Below are 17,593 nucleotides of genomic sequence, written 5' to 3'. Positions count from 1 at the left end.
GATGAGGAGGAATAAGGTTTTTCTATTCTTCCGACCATTATTATGAGAACAGAAACGTTAGCTATGATTCTAGCAGGTGGACAAGGAACACGTTTAGGAAAATTGACGAAAGAAATTGCAAAACCAGCGGTACCGTTTGGAGGAAAGTATCGGATCATTGATTTTGCTTTAAGCAATTGCGTTAACTCAGGTATTAAAAATGTCGGCGTAGTGACACAATATCAGCCAAGAGAACTAAACAGCCACGTTGGCAATGGAGCTGCTTGGGGTCTGAATATTCATAATGGAGGTGCAACGATCCTTCAACCCTATTCTAGTGTAGAAGGAGAAAAGTGGTTCAAAGGAACAGCTCATGCTATTTACCAAAACATTGATTTTATCGATCGTCACAATCCAGAATACGTATTGATTCTTTCAGGAGACCACATTTATAAAATGGATTACCAAGAAATGCTGACTTTCCATAAAATGAAGAAAGCGGCTTTAACAGTCGGCGTGATCCCTGTTCCAATCGAAGAAGCGCCGCGTTTTGGTATTATGAATACCGACCAAACAGGACGGATCATTGAATTTGAAGAAAAACCCAAAGAGCCAAAAAGCAATTTAGCTTCCATGGGAGTCTATATTTTTGATTGGGCCATGTTGAAAAAATACCTGATCGATAACCAAGCTAAAGAGCGGACGATGGAAGATTTTGGACAACACGTTATTCCTGCTTACTTAAGAAATAACGAAAATGTCTTTGCATATGCCTTTAGAGATTATTGGAAAGACGTAGGGACCATTGAAAGTCTCTGGGAAGCGAATATGGAATTTTTAGATCCGACGCATGCTTTGAATATCCGGAATTCAGACTGGCGCATTTATTCACAGAACCCTTCTGCACCGCCGCAATTTTTAACAGCTGCTTCCAACGTCACGAATGCGATGATTGTTGACGGATGTTATGTAGCGGGAGAAGTGACGCATTCCATTTTGTCTCATAACGTCAAAATCGGAAAAGGGTCGGTTGTGAAAGACAGTTTTATAATGGCAGATGTGACTATTGGGGAAAACGTTACAATAGAGTACGCTATTGTTGGCGAACATGCCAGAATTCATGATGGAGCTCAGATCATTGGAAAAGAAAAAGAAATTGCGGTTGTTGGATACAGTGAAGAGATTGGGGGACTAAAAGATGAAGAAGCATAAAGTATGTGCTATTTTAAATTTAAATGAAGATGGTTCAAGGTTGGCGCCCTTAACCGATACACGGCCGATTACCTCATTGCCCTTCGGCTGCCGGTATCGATTAATTGATTTTCCTTTTACAAGTTTACACAGTGCTGAAATCGAATCAGCTGCTTTTTTCTTGACGGGAAATGGACGTTCTTTGCACGATCATATTCGCAGCGGAGCTTCTTGGGGATTAGATTCTTCTATTGGCGGAGGATTGTTTCCTCATACGGAGATTGATATAAAAGAAGCTGTGGAAACTCATCAACCGAACCAGCTAAGCAGTTTTTATCATGACCAAATCCATTATGTTGTCCGTTCAAAAGCAGATTATGTTGTTGTGATGGGCAGCAAGATGTTGTGCAATATTGACATTCAACCGCTCTTGCATTACCACCAAGAAAAAGGATCCGATGTGACGATCATGTATAAAAATGTGCCAAAAGAAACGTGCACAGCAAGTGCTGCAGAATCTCATTTTTCTTTTGATGCTGAAGGAACGGATAGAATTACTGGCATCAACTTGGTTAGTCATATTCCTGAAGAAGTGGGGAGAGTTGCTTTAAGCATGGGAATTGCCATTATGCGTTCTGAGAAATTTATTGAATTGACGACTGAAGCTGGCAAACAAAACTTAAAAGGGGACACGTTGCTGTTGGTGAAAAACCAATTGGAACACAATAAAGTTTACGGATATGAGTACACTGGGTATTTAAAAGACATCGATGATATTGAAAGTTACTTTGATGCCAACATGGACATGTTAAATGAAGATAACTACAACGCGTTGTTTAACCGTGGCGATGCTATCATTACAAAAGTTAAAAATGGTGCGCCAACCTTTTATTCTAAAGAAGCTGAAGTTAAGAATGCTCAATTCGCGAGTGACTGTTTCATTGAAGGAAAAGTAGAAAACTCATTGATTTTCCGTAAAGTGAAAGTGGCTAAAGGAGCTGTGATCGATCACTCAGTCGTGATGCAAGGCAGCGAGATTGGCGAAGGAGCCCACTTAGAATACGTGATCTTAGATAAAGGAGTAAAAGTCGGCGCGGGGGTCAGTCTTAAAGGAACTCCTGAAGACGTTTTAGTGATCAAGAAAAATGCAGTGATTGAAGCAGAGAAAGGGGCTTAAGCTCTGATGAAAGTATTATTTGCAGCAGCTGAATGTGCACCTTTTTTTAAAACAGGGGGCTTAGGCGATGTAGCTGGCGCGCTGCCGAAAGAATTAAAAAAACAAGGAATCGATGTAGCCGTCGTTTTGCCATTTTATACGACGATGCCGCAACTATATAAAGACCAATTAGAAGATGTCATGCAGTTTGAAGTGAAAGTCGGCTGGCGCAATCAGTTTTGCGGCATAAAAAAATTAATAAAAGATGATGTAACGTATTATTTTATTGATAATCTTTATTACTTTGATCGTCCTAGTATTTATGGTTTTGACGACGACGGCGAACGGTATGCTTTTTTTGCACAAGCTATTTGTGAAATGATGGAAAAAATTGAGTTTATACCAGATGTATTGCACGTAAATGACTGGCACACTGCCATTATTCCGGTCTTATTAAAAGATAAATACCACTGGATCAAGCAATACAAAGAGATCAAAACGATGTTGACCATTCATAATCTTCAATTTCAAGGTATTTACAATCAAGCTGTTTTATCTGATTGGTATGGAATTGGTTATAATGCCTTTCACGAACAGGGGCTGAAGTATTATGAAGATGTCAATTGTTTAAAAGGCGGTATATTTTTTGCAGATCATGTCACTACTGTTAGTCCAACATATGCTCAAGAAATTCAAACCGCTTATTTTGGCGAAGGTTTAGATGGTGTTTTACGCCAAAATAATTACAAATTAAGCGGCATTTTAAACGGAATTGATTACGATGTTTTCAATCCAGCAACGGATGACAAGATTGAAGCTCACTTTTCGATCGATGATCGAAGCGGTAAAGCTTTGGATAAAGCTTTACTACAAGAGCGCGTTGGTTTGCCAATTGAACCTGAAGTGCCTTTGATGTCGATGGTGAGTCGTTTGACAACGCAAAAAGGATGCCATTTATTGCAAGAAAAAATGGATGAACTGATGCAGCGAGATATCCAAGTCTTGATTTTGGGTACAGGAGAAACGGAATACGAAGAAAGTTTCCGTTACTTTACTTGGCGTTATCCGGATAAGTTTAAAGTCATCGTTGATTTTGATACGACGTTAGCACAGCAGATTTATGCCGGCAGCGATTTGTTTATAATGCCTTCAGCTTTTGAACCCTGCGGCTTGTCTCAGCTTTATTCGCTTCGTTATGGAACATTGCCTATCGTGCATGAAACAGGCGGCTTAAAAGACACTGTTGAGCCGTACAATGCTGTTACAGGCAAAGGAACAGGTTTTAGTTTCTACGATTATCGAGGTCATGTAATGCTCAAAACCATTGATCAAGCCTTAACCGTTTACTATGATGAACCTGATCAGTGGGACAGTTTGATCGAACAAGCAATGCAGCAGGATTTCAGTTGGGAAAAATCAACTGAAAGCTATATTGAACAGTACAAAGCATTGTAACAGCTGGAAATGCTGTTACTGCGAATTTCGTAGCAATTGAAAGAGCCCTGATTATTGAATAGCCGAAGGAGAAAATCTGACTGTATTCAAAATTGGGGCTATTTTTATCTTTGCACAACGTTGCTGTGAATCGATTCTGAAGTTAAGAAAAGAGGGGTTTTTATGGTTTTAACGACAAAAGAATTTAGAGAAGACTTTAGTAAGACATTTGAAGGATTGTATGCTTTTGATCTTTCAGAAGCTTCGCCGATCCAATACTATACAGCATTAGGAAATTATTTGAAAGTTTATAGTGCAGACAACTGGAGTCACACGAATCAAGCTTACTTAGAACATCAAGTGAAGCAAGTGTACTATTTTTCGATGGAGTTTTTACCAGGACGTATGCTGAAAAGCAACTTGCTTAATTTAGGAATCTTGGATACTGTTCGTGATGGTCTAAGAGAAATGGGCTTAGATTTTGAAGTTATCGCACGTGCAGAAGTAGACCCGGCGTTAGGAAACGGCGGATTAGGAAGGTTGGCTTCTTGTTTTATGGATTCGATTGCTTCACTAGGTATTCCAGGCAACGGCAACGGCATTCGGTACCGTTACGGCTTATTCCAACAAAAATTTGTTGATGGATATCAAGTTGAGCTGCCCGAAAACTGGCTGCGTGACGGCAATGTATGGGAAGTGCGTAAAGAAAATAAAGCCGTGACGGTTCGGTTTGGCGGGCAAGCAATCTTAAGCGAAGATTCTGATGGCCGCTTAAAACCGATTTACTCTCAAACACAAAACATTTTAGCAGTCCCTTATGATACAGGGATGATTGGGTACCAAAATGAAGTTGTGAATAATTTGCGGCTATGGTCGGCTGAAATTCCACCTGAAGAAGAAATCCATTACCATACGATTGCTGATCGTGAGAAGGTGAACCAAATCACTGAAGTTTTGTATCCAGATGATTCAAATTACGAAGGACAGATTCTGCGTTTAAGGCAAGAATATTTCTTTACTTCGGCAGGCGTCCAAAGTATTGTCCGTTATTACAAACAGATGGGATTAGCTTGGCAGCATTTTCCAGATAAAGTTGCTATCCACATCAACGATACTCACCCGGCTTTATGCATTCCAGAATTAATGAGGATTCTTTTGGATGAAGAAGAACTAAGCTGGGAGCAATCCTGGGAAATCACTCAAAAAACGATGAGTTATACCAACCACACTATTTTACAAGAAGCGATGGAAAAATGGCCAGTGCATATGGTTCAAGAATTAGTGCCGCGTATTTACCAAATCATTGAAGAAATCAACCAACGGCATATCGATAAAAAACTGCCATTATATACTCCAGAATTAACGTATCGGACAACGATCATTGCCGACGGGAATGTGAAAATGGCTCATTTGGCTATTATTGGAAGCCATAGCGTCAATGGTGTAGCTAAATTGCATACCGAAATTTTGATGCATGAAGTCTTACGAGATTTCTATCAAATGTATCCAGCTAAATTCAATAATAAAACGAATGGCATCACGCAGCGGCGTTGGTTGCACTTAGCTAACGAAGGATTAACAAAATTGATCGACAACAAAACCGGAACCGCATGGAAAACTAATCCGTCTGAGTTAAAACTGTTTAAATCTTTTGCCAATAATGAAGATACATTAGCTCAGCTTGCTGAGATCAAATTAGAAAACAAGAAACAATTCGCTGTATATGCAGAAAAAGAAATGGGAATAAAGTTGGATCCGACTGCATTGTTCGATGTACAGATCAAACGTTTGCACGCCTATAAACGTCAACTGTTAAATGCATTGCATATTTTAGATCGCTATCTAAAAATCAAAGATAATCCTGATTTGGATATCCAACCGCGTGTTTTTATTTTCGGAGCAAAAGCTGCTCCCAGTTATGTTTATGCGAAACAAATCATCAAGTTAATTAATGCTATTGCTGATATGGTCAATAACGACCCAGCTATCGGCAACAAAATCAAAGTCGTTTTTGTGGAAAACTATGGCGTTTCATTAGCTGAATTGATCATTCCAGCTGCAGAAGTGAGCGAGCAGATTTCATTGGCTGGCAAAGAAGCCTCTGGAACGAGCAATATGAAACTGATGCTGAACGGTGCCTTGACAGTGGCAACATTAGATGGAGCCAATGTGGAAATCCGCGATTTTGTTGGAGAGGATAATATTTTCTTGTTTGGGTTGAACGATCAAGAAGTCTATGCTTTTTACGAAAATGGCACTTATCATTCGCGGGATATTTACGACTCGAATCCTCGATTGCAACGTGTTTTAAATACTTTTATTGACGGGACTATTCCAGGGATCGAAACAGAAGGTCGAGTTATTTTCGATTCATTAGTACAGTACAATGATGAATATTTTGTGCTGAAAGACTTTGAAAGTTACGTTGAAGTTCAAGAAAAAGTTGATCAATTGTATCAGGATCCAATGGCTTGGAACCAAAAGTCTCTTTTGAACATAGCTAGTTCAGGTCCGTTTTCAGCCGATTTTACGATCAAACGCTACGCAGAAGAAATTTGGAAAACCGATTCTCAATTGCCCGCGATACAACAATACATTCATTTAACGGAACCCATTTAAAAAATCGTGTTCAGATGGAAAGATTCTATCATCTGTGTATTTGAATCAAAGCAGATTAAGGAAGGTTTTTATATTGGAAAAGATAACCTATAATTCATGGTCAAACAACTATAAAACACCATTTGGGGCTTTAAAAGTGGATAGCCAAGTGGTGTTTACCATCAACTGCCAATTGCCCGCTATCCATGCAGTCTATCTTATGATCCACAAAGATTTTGGACAGAGCTTTCAGATTGAAATGGAGGCAGTAAAAGAAGGGAATTATCAGACTACCTTTGAATTAAGCGAAGGCAGTGGGTTGTATTTTTATTACTTTAAAATCGATTATCCCTTAAACAATCATGTTGAAACTCTTTACTATGGCAATAATCGATACCAATTGGGCGGTCTAGGAGAAACGTATTATGAAATTGAAGACATCAAACAATATCAGCTAACTAGTTATTTATATGATGACCCAGCTCCTGAATGGTATCGGTCAGGAGTAGCTTATCAAATATTTGTTGATCGATTTTATAATGGAAACGAGAAAGGAATTGTTTCCCATCCTAAGAAAAACTCATTTATTTATGCTTCACCAGAAGATGATCCTGTCTATTTAAAAGATGAAATAGGCGACATTATGCGTTGGGAATTTTTTGGCGGGAATTTAAAAGGCATTATTCAAAAGCTGCCATATCTAGCTAACTTAGGAATCACGATCCTTTATTTAAATCCTATATTTGAAGCTCGCAGCAATCATAAATACGACACGGGAGATTTTTTGAAAATCGACCCCATGTTTGGCGATGAAGCCATTTTTAAAGAGTTAATCGAACAAGCTCGAACATTGGGTATCCATATTATTTTAGACGGCGTCTTTAATCATACAGGAGCGGATAGCCGGTATTTTAATCGTTACGGAACGTATGATGACCTTGGAGCTTACCAGTCGCGCGAAAGCGAGTACGCTGATTGGTACACCTTTGATCAATTTCCTGAGGAGTACCAATCATGGTGGGGTATCAAGGATGTACCGACTCTTAATAAAGAAACGCCAGCAGTTCAAAACTTTATTTACGCTGGTAAGGACAGTGTGATCCGAACCTGGTCTAAATTAGGGTTAGGAGGGTGGCGTATTGACGTGGCTGATGAGTTGAGCGACTCTTTTTTAGCCGGTATCCGAAAGGCGTTAGAGGAAACGATTGCTGAACCGGTGTTGATCGGAGAAGTCTGGGAAGATGCGTCCAACAAAATTGCGTATGAGCAGCGTCGCCATTATCTTGAAGGCGGTATGTTGCACGGCGCCATGAATTACCCTTTTCGAGAAATCATTATCGGGGTATTAAACCATACCATTACAACGAAAGAAGCAGCTTTGCGAAGCATGCATCTAAAAGAAAATTATCCTCCAGAAGCCTTTAAAAATAATTTTAACAACATAGGAACCCATGATACAGCAAGAATCTTAACGGCTGTTCAAAATAATGTACCGGCCTTAAAGCAAGCTTTAGCATTATTGTTCGCTTTGCCAGGAATACCTTGCCTTTATTATGGAGACGAAGCGGGGGTAGAAGGTGGAGAAGATCCTGCGAATCGCAAAATGTTTCCATGGGGGCGAGAAAACAAAACGATCCAGTCTTATGCTTATGAATGGATAGCTTTAAGAAGAGAAGAAGCTGCCTTACAAGAAGGAGACTATTACGCTTTTTCAACTAGAAAAGTCTTAGGAATCGTACGCTACTTAAGCGAAGAAGAATACCTCGTTCTTTTGATAAACGTATCAGACCAAGAAGTAACGTTCACTACAAAAGAAACCACAGCAGACTATTCTTTTGATATCCAAGCTTTTTTAACTAAACAAGGTTTGGCTGAAAAAACTATTCCAGCTCAAGGAATTCAAGTGATCAAAAAATCAAGATGATCTGTGTTTAACAGAAAGTAAAAGGAGAAGTTGGGGTACCATTCCAGCTTCTCTTTTTAAATGAGAAAAAAATAAAAAAAGTATGTATCTTAGAAAAAAGCTGATATAATAGACTGTTGGGGCGTGTAAAGGAAGCTTGCTTTCTTTTATGCTGCTTTGGATGAACGATTCAGCGGCCCATGACTCCACATTTAATGTCTGCCTGATAAAGGCAAACAATTAAAAAAGGAGAAGATAAAGTGAAACTTTTTAATTTAGAAGAAAAAAATACAAGTGTCAAACAAGAAATGATGGCAGGGTTCACCTCGTTTTTTGCGATTTCGTACATTATTGTCGTCAATCCTTTGATTTTAGCTGATGCGGGTATGCCGGCACAATTGAGTGTCTTTGCGACCATATTTGTTTCAGCTATCGGAAGCATTTTGATGGGTATTTGGGGAAAAGCACCCTTAGTGATGACCCCTGGTATGGGAGTCAACGCGTTTTTCACTTATACTATTGTGGGTTCCATGGGATTGAGCTGGCAAGAAGCACTGGCCGTGGTGGTAACCTCAAGTTTTATTTTTATTATCATTGGCTACACGAATATCAGTACTTTACTGGTACAAGCCATTCCGGATTCATTAAAACATGGCATCACAGCTGGGATCGGGTTGTTTTTAGTGATGATCGGTTTGGAGAATGGCGGGATTATTGTTGACGGGGGAGCTAACTCATTTGTTGTATTAGGAGATTTAACGAATCCCTTAACCCTTTTGGCTTTATTGGGAATTACGCTCTCTGCTGTTTTATATCTTAGAAGAGTAAGAGGCAGCTTTTTCATCGGAATTGTTGTTGTAACGCTCCTTTCATTAGTGCTAGGGGCTCACACGCCGGGAGATTCATCATTTTCTTTGAGCAACTTGACTGAATACCCTGCTTTGATCGGAGCGTTTGATTTCTCCAGTGCATTCACTATTCCCTTTATATTAGCAGTATTCTCATTGACGATGATTTTGATTTTTGAATCGATTGGACTGTTTGAAGGGATGTTAGAAGACAAGAGCCGTTTCAAGAATGCCTTTCGTGTTAGTGGTGTAATGACGCTGCTATCAGGACTGCTGGGAACTAGCCCAACTATTCCTGCTGCTGAAAGTGCTTCAGGAATCAAAGAGGGTGGAAAGACCGGGCTTACCGCTGTGACGGCTGGAGTATTGTTCCTGCTTTCTTTAGCATTTACACCGTTATTGGCTTACATTCCGAATGCGGCTTTAGCTCCGGTTATTGTGATCACTGGAGCAATTATGATGGAAAATTTACAGCACATTCCATTTGATGATTTTAGTGAATGGCTGCCGGCTTTCTTTATTGTCGTGATGATTCCGTTGACTTCAAGCATTGTAGATGGCTTGGCCTTTGGTTTTATTGCTTACCCTATTTTAAAATTAGCAATAGGCGAGATTGGAACAGTCAAAAAAGAAATGCGAATCGTTTCTTTCTTATTTCTATTGACGATGATTGCCATCGCGGTGCTTTAACATACACATTTGAATAATACAAAGAGGAGGTTGGGATTTTTGTCCCAACCTCCTCTTTGTGTTTTGTTTAGGATTCTTCTTTCTCGATATCAGCGATCACTTCTTTAAATGTAGCAACGGGTTGTGCGCCGCTGATGCCATATTTTTCATTGATCACGAAGAACGGAACGCCTTGCACACCTATTTCAGCTGCTTCTGCTTGATCTATCCGAACAGCGGAAAGAAATTCTTCAGAGGAAAGTATTTCGCGGACTTTATCTTCGGCTAAGCCTAATGAAACTGCAAGCCTAACCAACACGTCAGTATCGTTTAAGGATTGGCTCTCAATAAAGTAAGCTTTTTTTCCGAGTTCGATAAATTCATTGCCTTTGCCTTGTTCTTTAGCGTATTGAAACAAACGATGAGCTTTTAAACTGTTTCCGTGCTGAATGGTTTCATAATGGTAATCTAAGCCGGTTTCGTGAGCCATTTGCGTCACTTGTTTGATCATCTCTTGAGCTTGGGATTCTTCCATACCTTTTTTTTCTTTGAAATATTCTTCGATTGATCCTTCATATTTTTCAGGAGCAGTTGGATCTAATTCATAACTATGGTACTCGATTTCAACATCTTGTCGATCCCCTAATGCTTCTTCCAAATGTCTTTTTCCAATATAACAAAAAGGACAAACAAAATCTGTCCAGATATCAATTTTCATCCATCATTCTCCTATCTCTATTTGCTTACTATTTGATAGTTCATTCTTTAGCATACCGAAAATCTGATTCTTTTGTCAATGAAAACTGTTCCCAATATTCTTTTTTTAATCCTCTGCACGTTTATCCCCTCTAATCCAATAAGGCGGATAAAATATATGAGGAATTTAATAAAAAAGTTAAGCACTTATGGAGTTTTGAGGTATTTTTTGTATCCTCGTGTCAAATTTTCGTATCGTAAAAGGGATTCCTGATCTATTTAAAAAAAGTAAAATTTTAAAAGTAGTTGCATTATGAAATTTTTATGTGTATATTATTAACATGTTCTCATTTAATTGGAATTTGATTTCAATACGATTAAAAATGAGCAAAAAGGAGAATGGGCATAATGAAAAATAAAAAGTGGTGGCAATTGAGTGCTGTGGTATTAACAGCAGGTTTATTAGCGGCATGTGGAAACAGTACTGAAACAGATGCGGAAACAAGTTCAAAAGATAAAACAAAAGGCGAGAATTTAGCAGAAGAACAAGTCTTAAACTTAGTGGAAATTGCTGAGTTGCCGACAGGAGATACTGCACTTGCGACCGATACAGTTAGTTTTACTGTTTTTAACCAAGTAAATGAAGGGCTTTATCGTTTGGATAAAGATAGCCAGCCTATTCCTGCTTTAGCAACAGAAGAAGCAACAGTTTCAGAAGACGGATTAGAGTATACCTTTAAATTACGGGAAGGGGCAACCTGGTCTAATGGCGATCCTGTAACAGCGAAAGATTTTGTTTATGCTTGGCAACGGGTAGTGAATCCTGATACAGCCGCTTCTTACTCTTATTTATTTGAAGGAATCAAAAATGCTGCTGCCATCATGGCTGGCGAAGCAGAACCAGAAACGCTGGGAGCTGAGGCCGTTAATGATTATGAGTTTAAAGTAACCATGGAAAAGCCCGTCCCATACTTTATTTCTTTAATGGCTTTCCCAACGTTCTTCCCTCAAAACGAAGCGTTTGTTGAAGAACAAGGCGAACGTTATGGTACTTCTGCGGAAACGATGATTTTCAATGGTCCTTTTACATTTAGTGAATGGGACGGAACGAATTTGAACTGGACATACGAAAAGAATGAAGATTACTGGGATGTTGAAAATGTTATCTTAGATGAAATCAATGTAGAAGTTATCAAAGAAACTTCTACAGCGCTAAATTTATATGATTCTGGACAATTGGATCGTGTTAATTTAACAGGAGAATTTGCGAAACAATTCCAAGGGAATGAAGATTACGTTGTTGAAACTGAAGCAAGATCTTCTTACTTGCAGTTTAACCAAGAACGTGACGGCCAAAAGACCGATTTAGCTAACGAAAACTTGCGTAAAGCCCTTGCCATTTCTTATGACCATGAATTGTTAGTCAATGAAATTTTAGCAAATGGTTCTCAAGAATTAGGAGGATTAGTTCCTGCCGATTTAGCAGCGAATCCGACAACCGGAAAAGATTTCCGCGAAGAGTCTGGAGATTATCTAGCTTATGATAAAGAAGCAGCTGTTGAGTATTGGGAGAAAGCAAAAGCTGAATTAGGCGTCGACAGTCTAGAGTTAGAATTACTTGGCGACGATGATGAATCCAATAAAAAAATTGCTGCTTATATGAAAGATCAGATTGAAAGCAATTTACCAGGTGTAACCATAAAAGTTAGAAACGTACCTTTCAAAGTCCGTTTAGAAGCACAGACTAAACAAGATTACGATTTTGCTTTAGGCGGTTGGGGAGCAGATTTTGCTGATCCGGTAAACTTTATTGATTTGTTAATGACAGACAGCCCGTATAACCGTTCTAGCTACAGCAATGAAGAATTTGATAAATTAGTCGACTTGTCTAAAGGCGAAAATGCAACCGATGTAGATGCTCGTTGGAAAAACTTATTGGATGCAGAAAAAATCCTATTAGATGAAGCAGGCGTGGCACCACTTTTCCAAAGAGCTGCTGCCACTTTGCAAAAAACATATGTTAAAGACATTTACAATCACCAAGTAGGAGCAAAATACACTTACAAGAATGCTTATATCGAAGCTCATTAAACTGAGTTAATTAAAAAGCCAACATGAAAGCTTTCCTTTTCATGTTGGCTTTTTGTATCGCCTAGTTCATTAAAGTCTTGGAACTTAGGATACAGATAAGAATCATGAGGACTGGTAATAGAACTGCCAAAAAAACACTCATGCTTTTTGCATGAATGCTTCAATCGTGTTGGCGCAGCAACAGGTAGTCTTTTTCGTCTGCTTCATCGAACAAATTCAATGAATCAGGTGTCAATTTGGACACGATCAATTCGTATCCATAATGGTCTTTGAAAACCAGTTTTTGTTCAGTAATGGTGGTTAACTGGCCGTTCATTATTTGTTCATTTAGATAAATTTTTTCATCATCAGTGATTTGGATCGATAGCGCGATAAAAGAGTTAGGCTCAGATATGGTCCATTTTCCAACAAAAAAGGTTAAAGGGTTTTGTGTAGAACGCGTCTTTTTAGCCTTAGCAGCCGAACAAGTGAGACCGGTTAAGATTGAAAAAGCGATAAGAAGTTTTAAAATAATTTTTCTATACATGTGCGTATCTCCTTAGAAAATAAGTGCATCCTATGCAACTCAATTCAGATGAACTGAATTAGGAAGCCCGTAATCAACTATTCTATTATACCGCTCTTGAAAGACGATAGACAGGGCAGTAAGATATCATTTTGATGACAGAATGAAGATGATTTAATGACTGTCCTAAAAAAGGACAACAATGATGAAACAAGTTGTTTTCAGAAAATATGCGTGAAAGACTTGATTCTTTTCATAAAAAAAGGGAAAATGAAACAAGCTATTTAAACTGAGAAGGAAGTGGATTTGATGAACGTGGTAAAATTTGGCGGAAGCTCTCTGGCTTCAGGAAGCCAGTTAAAAAAGGTGCTTCAAATTGTCAAAGGAGATAAAGCACGTAAAGTGGTGGTTGTTTCAGCACCGGGCAAGCGTTCATCGGATGACGAGAAAGTGACTGATCTGCTGATCGACTTAGGAATGAAAGCTTTAGCGAAACAAGATTATCAAGCTGTTTTAAGCAGTGTTATTGCTCGCTACTCGAGCATAGCAGAAGAATTAAACTTAGGAAACGAGATTATCGATGAGATTGAACTAAATCTGGCAGCCTTAGTAGCTGGAAATAAACAAGAACCAGATTATTATTTAGATGCTTTCAAGGCTAGTGGAGAAGATAACAATGCTAAGCTAGTGGCCGCTTATTTCAATCACGAAGGCCTTCCTGCTCGTTACGTCAATCCCCAAGAAGCTGGGTTGATCGTAACCAATGAACCTGGAAATGCTCGTGTGTTGCCGGAAGCTTATGAAAAGCTGCAGCAGTTGCGTGCATCTGAAGAAGTAATTATTTTCCCTGGTTTCTTTGGATACACTAAAGACGGAAAAGTTTGTACCTTTTCACGGGGAGGCTCAGACATTACCGGTGCCATTTTAGCAAATGGAACCCAAGCGGATCTATATGAAAATTTTACAGATGTAGATGCGATTTACGTGGCTAATCCTAATGTTGTGGAAAATCCGAAGGGGATAAAAACATTAACGTATCGTGAAATGCGTGAACTATCGTATGCTGGTTTTTCTGTTTTGCATGATGAAGCTTTGCAGCCAGCTTTTAAGCAAGGGATTCCAGTACAGATTAAAAATACGAACAACCCTGAAGCTCCTGGAACCAGCATTGTCAAAGAACGGCATTCTGCAGATCAAGGAGTGGTCGGGATTGCCAGTTCACATGGATTTTGCAGTATTTACATTGAAAAATATTTAATGAACCGTGAGATTGGATTTGGCCGGCGTGTATTAGAAATACTAGAAGACCAAAAACTTAGTTACGAACATATGCCTTCAGGAATCGATGATTTAACGATCATCTTAAGAGACCACCAACTGTCTGACGAAGGAGAAGCGGCCCTTTTAGAACGGTTAAGAGTAGAACTAGAAGCCGACAGTGTTGTCGTAGAACGGAATCTGGCGTTGATCATGATCGTTGGAGAAGGTATGCGCCGCAAAATCGGGACGATGTCCAAAGCAGCTACAGCTTTTGCAGAAAGCAATATTAATATCGATATGATCAACCAGGGAGCATCAGAGGTCAGCGTTATGTTCGGTATTGCTGCTGATCAAGAAGATAAAGCGATCCAAGCGTTGTACAAAGCATTTTTTGAATAAGAAACTAGGTAGAACGTATAAGGATCCTGGAAAAGCGATATTGTCGCTTTTCCAGGATCCTTTTTTAATCTCTGATCAATCCTCGTTTTGAAAAACTCAATCATCAATCTTACTAGTTGTGCGAAGCAATCTTAACCCATTTAAAATGACTAGTAGAGTACTGCCTTCATGGCCAATGACGCCTAAAGGCAATGTAATCACTTGAAATAAGTTGCTTAGAATCAAAAGAACGATGACCGTAATGGCAAAAATGATATTTTGCAGCGTAATTTTTTTCAACTGGTTTGATAGTCGGAAACTAGCAGGCAATTGATTCAAGTCGTCTTTCATCAATACCACATCAGCCACATCAATGGCAATATCTGTGCCCGCTCCCATAGCAATACCAATCGATGCATTCGCTAAAGCGGGGGCATCGTTGATCCCATCTCCTACCATTGCAATGGTTCCGTATTGTTTTTTCAGCTGCATAATGAGCTCAGCTTTCTCATGAGGCAAACAATTCGCTTTGACTTCATCCACCCCCAGCATCTGCCCAATCGTTTCCCCTGTTGCTGAATTATCACCGGTGATCATAACAGTATGGATGCCGTGAGCTTTGAAGTAAGCAACCATAGATTGAGCGTCTTTTTTAGGCATATCCAGCAAACCGAAGTAAGCGACTACTTGACAATCGCGGCTGACATAAACCACTGTTTTTCCTTCTTTTTGGATTTTATCAGCATGGCGGATAAAAGGGGAGTCAGCTTCATTGACGATGTATTCTTTTTTACCGATCCTCCATTCACTGCCCAAAGCAGTTCCAGTCAAACCATATCCAGTATGATCGTTAATATTTTCTATCAAAAGCGAAGTATGACTGCTTTTACTGAAAGCTTGAACGATGGCTTTAGCGATAGGGTGTGTGGAGGTCTTTTCTAAAGCCGCACAAATGCTCATAATTGTCTGTTCGTTCTCACCAGATTTGAAGCAGGTATCGGTAACTACAGGCTTTCCTTCAGTTAAAGTACCGGTTTTATCAAATGCGATAGCGTTTATTTGACCAAAGTTTTCAAGATAAGAGCCGCCTTTGAACAAAATGCCTTTACGAGCTCCATTTGAAATAGCAGCGAGAGTCGCAGGGGCAGCTGAAGCAACTAAGGCACAAGGAGAAGCAACCGTCAGTAAAACCATACCGCGATAGAACGATTCATTCCAATCCCATTGTAAGACAAAATAAAAAATAGCAATCATCACTGGAACAAAAATCAGTACGATCAGTACATATTTATTTTCAATCGCTTCAATCATGGTTGCTGTTTTAGAAGGTGTACTTTGTGCTTCAGCAACCATTCGCAGAATCTTAGCAAACAACGTATCAGAGCTGTCTTTAGTGACTTGCATCATGATGGCTTCGCTTAAATTGATCGTCCCTCCGATAAGTTCATCGCCATCCGTTTTTTCAATTGGAATAGCTTCTCCTGAAATCGCAGATTCATCGATCAAACCGTTTTTAGTCAGCAGTACTCCGTCAATCGGGATGTTGGCGCCTTTTGGGATCATCAGTTGATCACCGATAGACAAGGAAGCGGTCGGCACTTCTGTGATCGAACCATCCTTGTGAACCAAGTGAGCTGTTTCAGGAGTCAAATTTATTAAGTCTGTAATGGCTTTAGTACTTTTATTCGTTGCATAAACTTCAAGTGAACCGCTAAGTGAAAAAATAAAGATCAATAAGGCGCCTTCCATCCAAAATCCAATGATAGATGCACCGATAGCAGCTAAAATCATTAAAATATCGACATTCAGCTGCTTATTTTCAACAGTATTCTTTAGACCTTCTTTAGCTTGATAGAAGCCGCCTATCATAAAAGAAAGAATGTAAATTAACGCCGCAGCTTCATAATTAGCCTTTACGCTTAAAAATAGACCTAAAGCAATGAGCAGACCACTTAAAATGGTTGCGACCATAGGCTTATTGTCTTTAATTAACCCTCTCATAAGTTTTCCTCCTTTTTTGTTCGTTGACCATTCGTTAAGTTAAATATATCACAAATAGTTATCAAATGATAATGATTCTAATGAAGTGAGAATGATAATTGTTCTCAACGTTCATTAATTTGTTTAAATAGGAATAGATAGAAAAAAGGATCAAACAACTAGGGGAATGTTGTTTGATCCTTTTTTAACGTAGATGGCTGATTTGATTCCAGCCTTCTAATGAAAACTGATCATCTTGATGCAGTAAAATTGAAATACTCGTATTTTCCAAAGGAATTTGGGAACGAATTTGTTTAAGGTCTTTTCCTAGCAAAGACAACAAGGTGGCAGTCGTGGTAATGCTGTGGCCAACAAACAATAAATCTTGATTAGGAAATTGTTCAATAGCTTGGTGGACGGTTTTGGTGCCTCTCACAATCAATTGACTGTATGTTTCTCCATTGAAATCAGTTGGATCGTATAAGTCTGGTCGATTGCGCAAATGATAAAAAGTTTCTGGTTTCTCTTTTTCAAAATGGGGAATATAAGCACCTTCCCATTCACCGTATCCGAATTCTTTGAAATCTTCATTGTAGTGTATATCATAAGAATGCTGAAATTGAGAGGCAATCAACTGAGCTGTATCGACGACACGTTTTTGCGGACTGGCAATAATTTGTTTAATGGCATACGGGTTTAAAACTATCCCCGTTTTGACAGCATCTTTTTTACTTTGTTCTAATAAAGGAGAATCAATATCTCCACCTTGTACTCGATCCGCTAAATTATACTCTGTTTTTCCGTGCCGGACAAAAAATAGTCGTTGCATAGTAAAAAGCTCCTTATCAATTTGAAATTTTATTTCATTTTAACACATAAAATAAATGGCGAGTAGTGCTTTATGA

12 protein-coding genes are annotated in these 17,593 nt (G+C 39.1%); 8 read left to right on the top strand and 4 right to left on the bottom strand.

Annotation, left to right across the window (positions count from 1 at the left end; all coding sequences use genetic code 11):
- The first annotated feature begins 42 nt into the window (after window positions 1–42).
- The 6 genes from JHE06_RS09040 to JHE06_RS09015 all read left to right on the top strand — a co-directional run bounded on the left by JHE06_RS09040 (window position 43) and on the right by JHE06_RS09015 (window position 9,799).
- On the top strand, window positions 43–1,191 hold the full coding sequence (locus JHE06_RS09040; protein ID WP_201088568.1) for a glucose-1-phosphate adenylyltransferase: 1,149 nt from the start codon (window positions 43–45) through the stop codon (window positions 1,189–1,191).
- Entirely contained in the window at window positions 1,178–2,347 is a 1,170-nt protein-coding gene (gene glgD, locus JHE06_RS09035; RefSeq protein WP_201088567.1) for a glucose-1-phosphate adenylyltransferase subunit GlgD, read from the top strand. The genes JHE06_RS09040 and glgD overlap by 14 nt, the downstream gene beginning before the upstream one ends.
- Window positions 2,348–2,353: 6 nt before the next feature.
- Window positions 2,354–3,781, top strand: a complete 1,428-nt coding sequence (glgA, locus tag JHE06_RS09030; protein ID WP_201088566.1) for a glycogen synthase GlgA — start codon at window positions 2,354–2,356, stop codon at window positions 3,779–3,781.
- Window positions 3,782–3,943: 162 nt separating this feature from the next.
- Window positions 3,944–6,379 carry a glycogen/starch/alpha-glucan phosphorylase gene (locus JHE06_RS09025; RefSeq protein WP_201088565.1) on the top strand — a complete coding sequence of 812 codons (2,436 nt, stop codon included), beginning with the start codon at window positions 3,944–3,946 and terminating at the stop codon, window positions 6,377–6,379.
- 73 nt (window positions 6,380–6,452) lie between these two features.
- Window positions 6,453–8,282, top strand: a complete 1,830-nt coding sequence (locus JHE06_RS09020) for a glycoside hydrolase family 13 protein (protein ID WP_236253492.1) — start codon at window positions 6,453–6,455, stop codon at window positions 8,280–8,282.
- Window positions 8,283–8,521: 239 nt separating this feature from the next.
- Window positions 8,522–9,799: an NCS2 family permease gene (locus JHE06_RS09015; protein WP_058919024.1), complete on the top strand. Its 1,278-nt coding sequence runs from the start codon at window positions 8,522–8,524 to the stop codon at window positions 9,797–9,799.
- Window positions 9,800–9,866: 67 nt separating this feature from the next.
- Here JHE06_RS09015 and JHE06_RS09010 read toward each other — a convergent pair whose 3' ends face one another.
- Window positions 9,867–10,496, bottom strand: coding sequence for a DsbA family oxidoreductase (locus JHE06_RS09010; RefSeq protein ID WP_058919023.1), 630 nt, complete (start codon window positions 10,494–10,496; stop codon window positions 9,867–9,869).
- A 386-nt stretch (window positions 10,497–10,882) separates the two neighbouring features.
- On the opposite strand from JHE06_RS09010, the gene JHE06_RS09005 reads away from it, so the two are divergent.
- Entirely contained in the window at window positions 10,883–12,565 is a 1,683-nt protein-coding gene (locus JHE06_RS09005) for a peptide ABC transporter substrate-binding protein (RefSeq protein ID WP_201088564.1), read from the top strand.
- A gap of 160 nt (window positions 12,566–12,725) precedes the next feature.
- Here JHE06_RS09005 and JHE06_RS09000 read toward each other — a convergent pair whose 3' ends face one another.
- A complete protein-coding gene (locus JHE06_RS09000; RefSeq protein ID WP_201088563.1) occupies window positions 12,726–13,091 on the bottom strand; it encodes a DUF4828 domain-containing protein in 366 nt (121 codons plus the stop codon).
- A 288-nt stretch (window positions 13,092–13,379) separates the two neighbouring features.
- On the opposite strand from JHE06_RS09000, the gene JHE06_RS08995 reads away from it, so the two are divergent.
- Window positions 13,380–14,729, top strand: coding sequence for an aspartate kinase (locus tag JHE06_RS08995; protein ID WP_201088562.1), 1,350 nt, complete (start codon window positions 13,380–13,382; stop codon window positions 14,727–14,729).
- 96 nt (window positions 14,730–14,825) lie between these two features.
- On the opposite strand, the gene JHE06_RS08990 is transcribed toward JHE06_RS08995, so the two are convergent.
- Both JHE06_RS08990 and JHE06_RS08985 read right to left on the bottom strand, forming a co-directional pair.
- Window positions 14,826–16,709, bottom strand: coding sequence for a heavy metal translocating P-type ATPase (locus tag JHE06_RS08990; protein WP_201088561.1), 1,884 nt, complete (start codon window positions 16,707–16,709; stop codon window positions 14,826–14,828).
- Between the two features lie 184 nt (window positions 16,710–16,893).
- Window positions 16,894–17,517, bottom strand: a complete 624-nt coding sequence (locus JHE06_RS08985) for a histidine phosphatase family protein (protein WP_058919018.1) — start codon at window positions 17,515–17,517, stop codon at window positions 16,894–16,896.
- Window positions 17,518–17,593 lie beyond the last annotated feature (76 nt).

The sequence above is a fragment of the Carnobacterium sp. CS13 genome (assembly GCF_016653495.1).
Lineage (GTDB): Bacteria > Bacillota > Bacilli > Lactobacillales > Carnobacteriaceae > Carnobacterium_A > Carnobacterium_A antarcticum.
The sequence above is the reverse complement of the archived record's forward strand: the minus strand, read 5'-3'. Positions and strand labels throughout refer to the sequence as shown.

Bases quoted from the DNA above. Each gene is read 5' to 3' on its own strand.
- glgD (WP_201088567.1), top strand. From the start codon at position 1,178: ATGAAGAAGCATAAAGTATGTGCTATTTTAAATTTAAATGAAGATGGT.
- JHE06_RS09010 (WP_058919023.1), bottom strand. From the start codon at position 10,496: ATGAAAATTGATATCTGGACAGATTTTGTTTGTCCTTTTTGTTATATT.
- glgA (WP_201088566.1), top strand. From the start codon at position 2,354: ATGAAAGTATTATTTGCAGCAGCTGAATGTGCACCTTTTTTTAAAACA.
- JHE06_RS09005 (WP_201088564.1), top strand. From the start codon at position 10,883: ATGAAAAATAAAAAGTGGTGGCAATTGAGTGCTGTGGTATTAACAGCA.
- JHE06_RS08990 (WP_201088561.1), bottom strand. From the start codon at position 16,709: ATGAGAGGGTTAATTAAAGACAATAAGCCTATGGTCGCAACCATTTTA.
- JHE06_RS09025 (WP_201088565.1), top strand. From the start codon at position 3,944: ATGGTTTTAACGACAAAAGAATTTAGAGAAGACTTTAGTAAGACATTT.
- JHE06_RS09000 (WP_201088563.1), bottom strand. From the start codon at position 13,091: ATGTATAGAAAAATTATTTTAAAACTTCTTATCGCTTTTTCAATCTTA.
- JHE06_RS09040 (WP_201088568.1), top strand. From the start codon at position 43: ATGAGAACAGAAACGTTAGCTATGATTCTAGCAGGTGGACAAGGAACA.
- JHE06_RS08995 (WP_201088562.1), top strand. From the start codon at position 13,380: ATGAACGTGGTAAAATTTGGCGGAAGCTCTCTGGCTTCAGGAAGCCAG.
- JHE06_RS08985 (WP_058919018.1), bottom strand. From the start codon at position 17,517: ATGCAACGACTATTTTTTGTCCGGCACGGAAAAACAGAGTATAATTTA.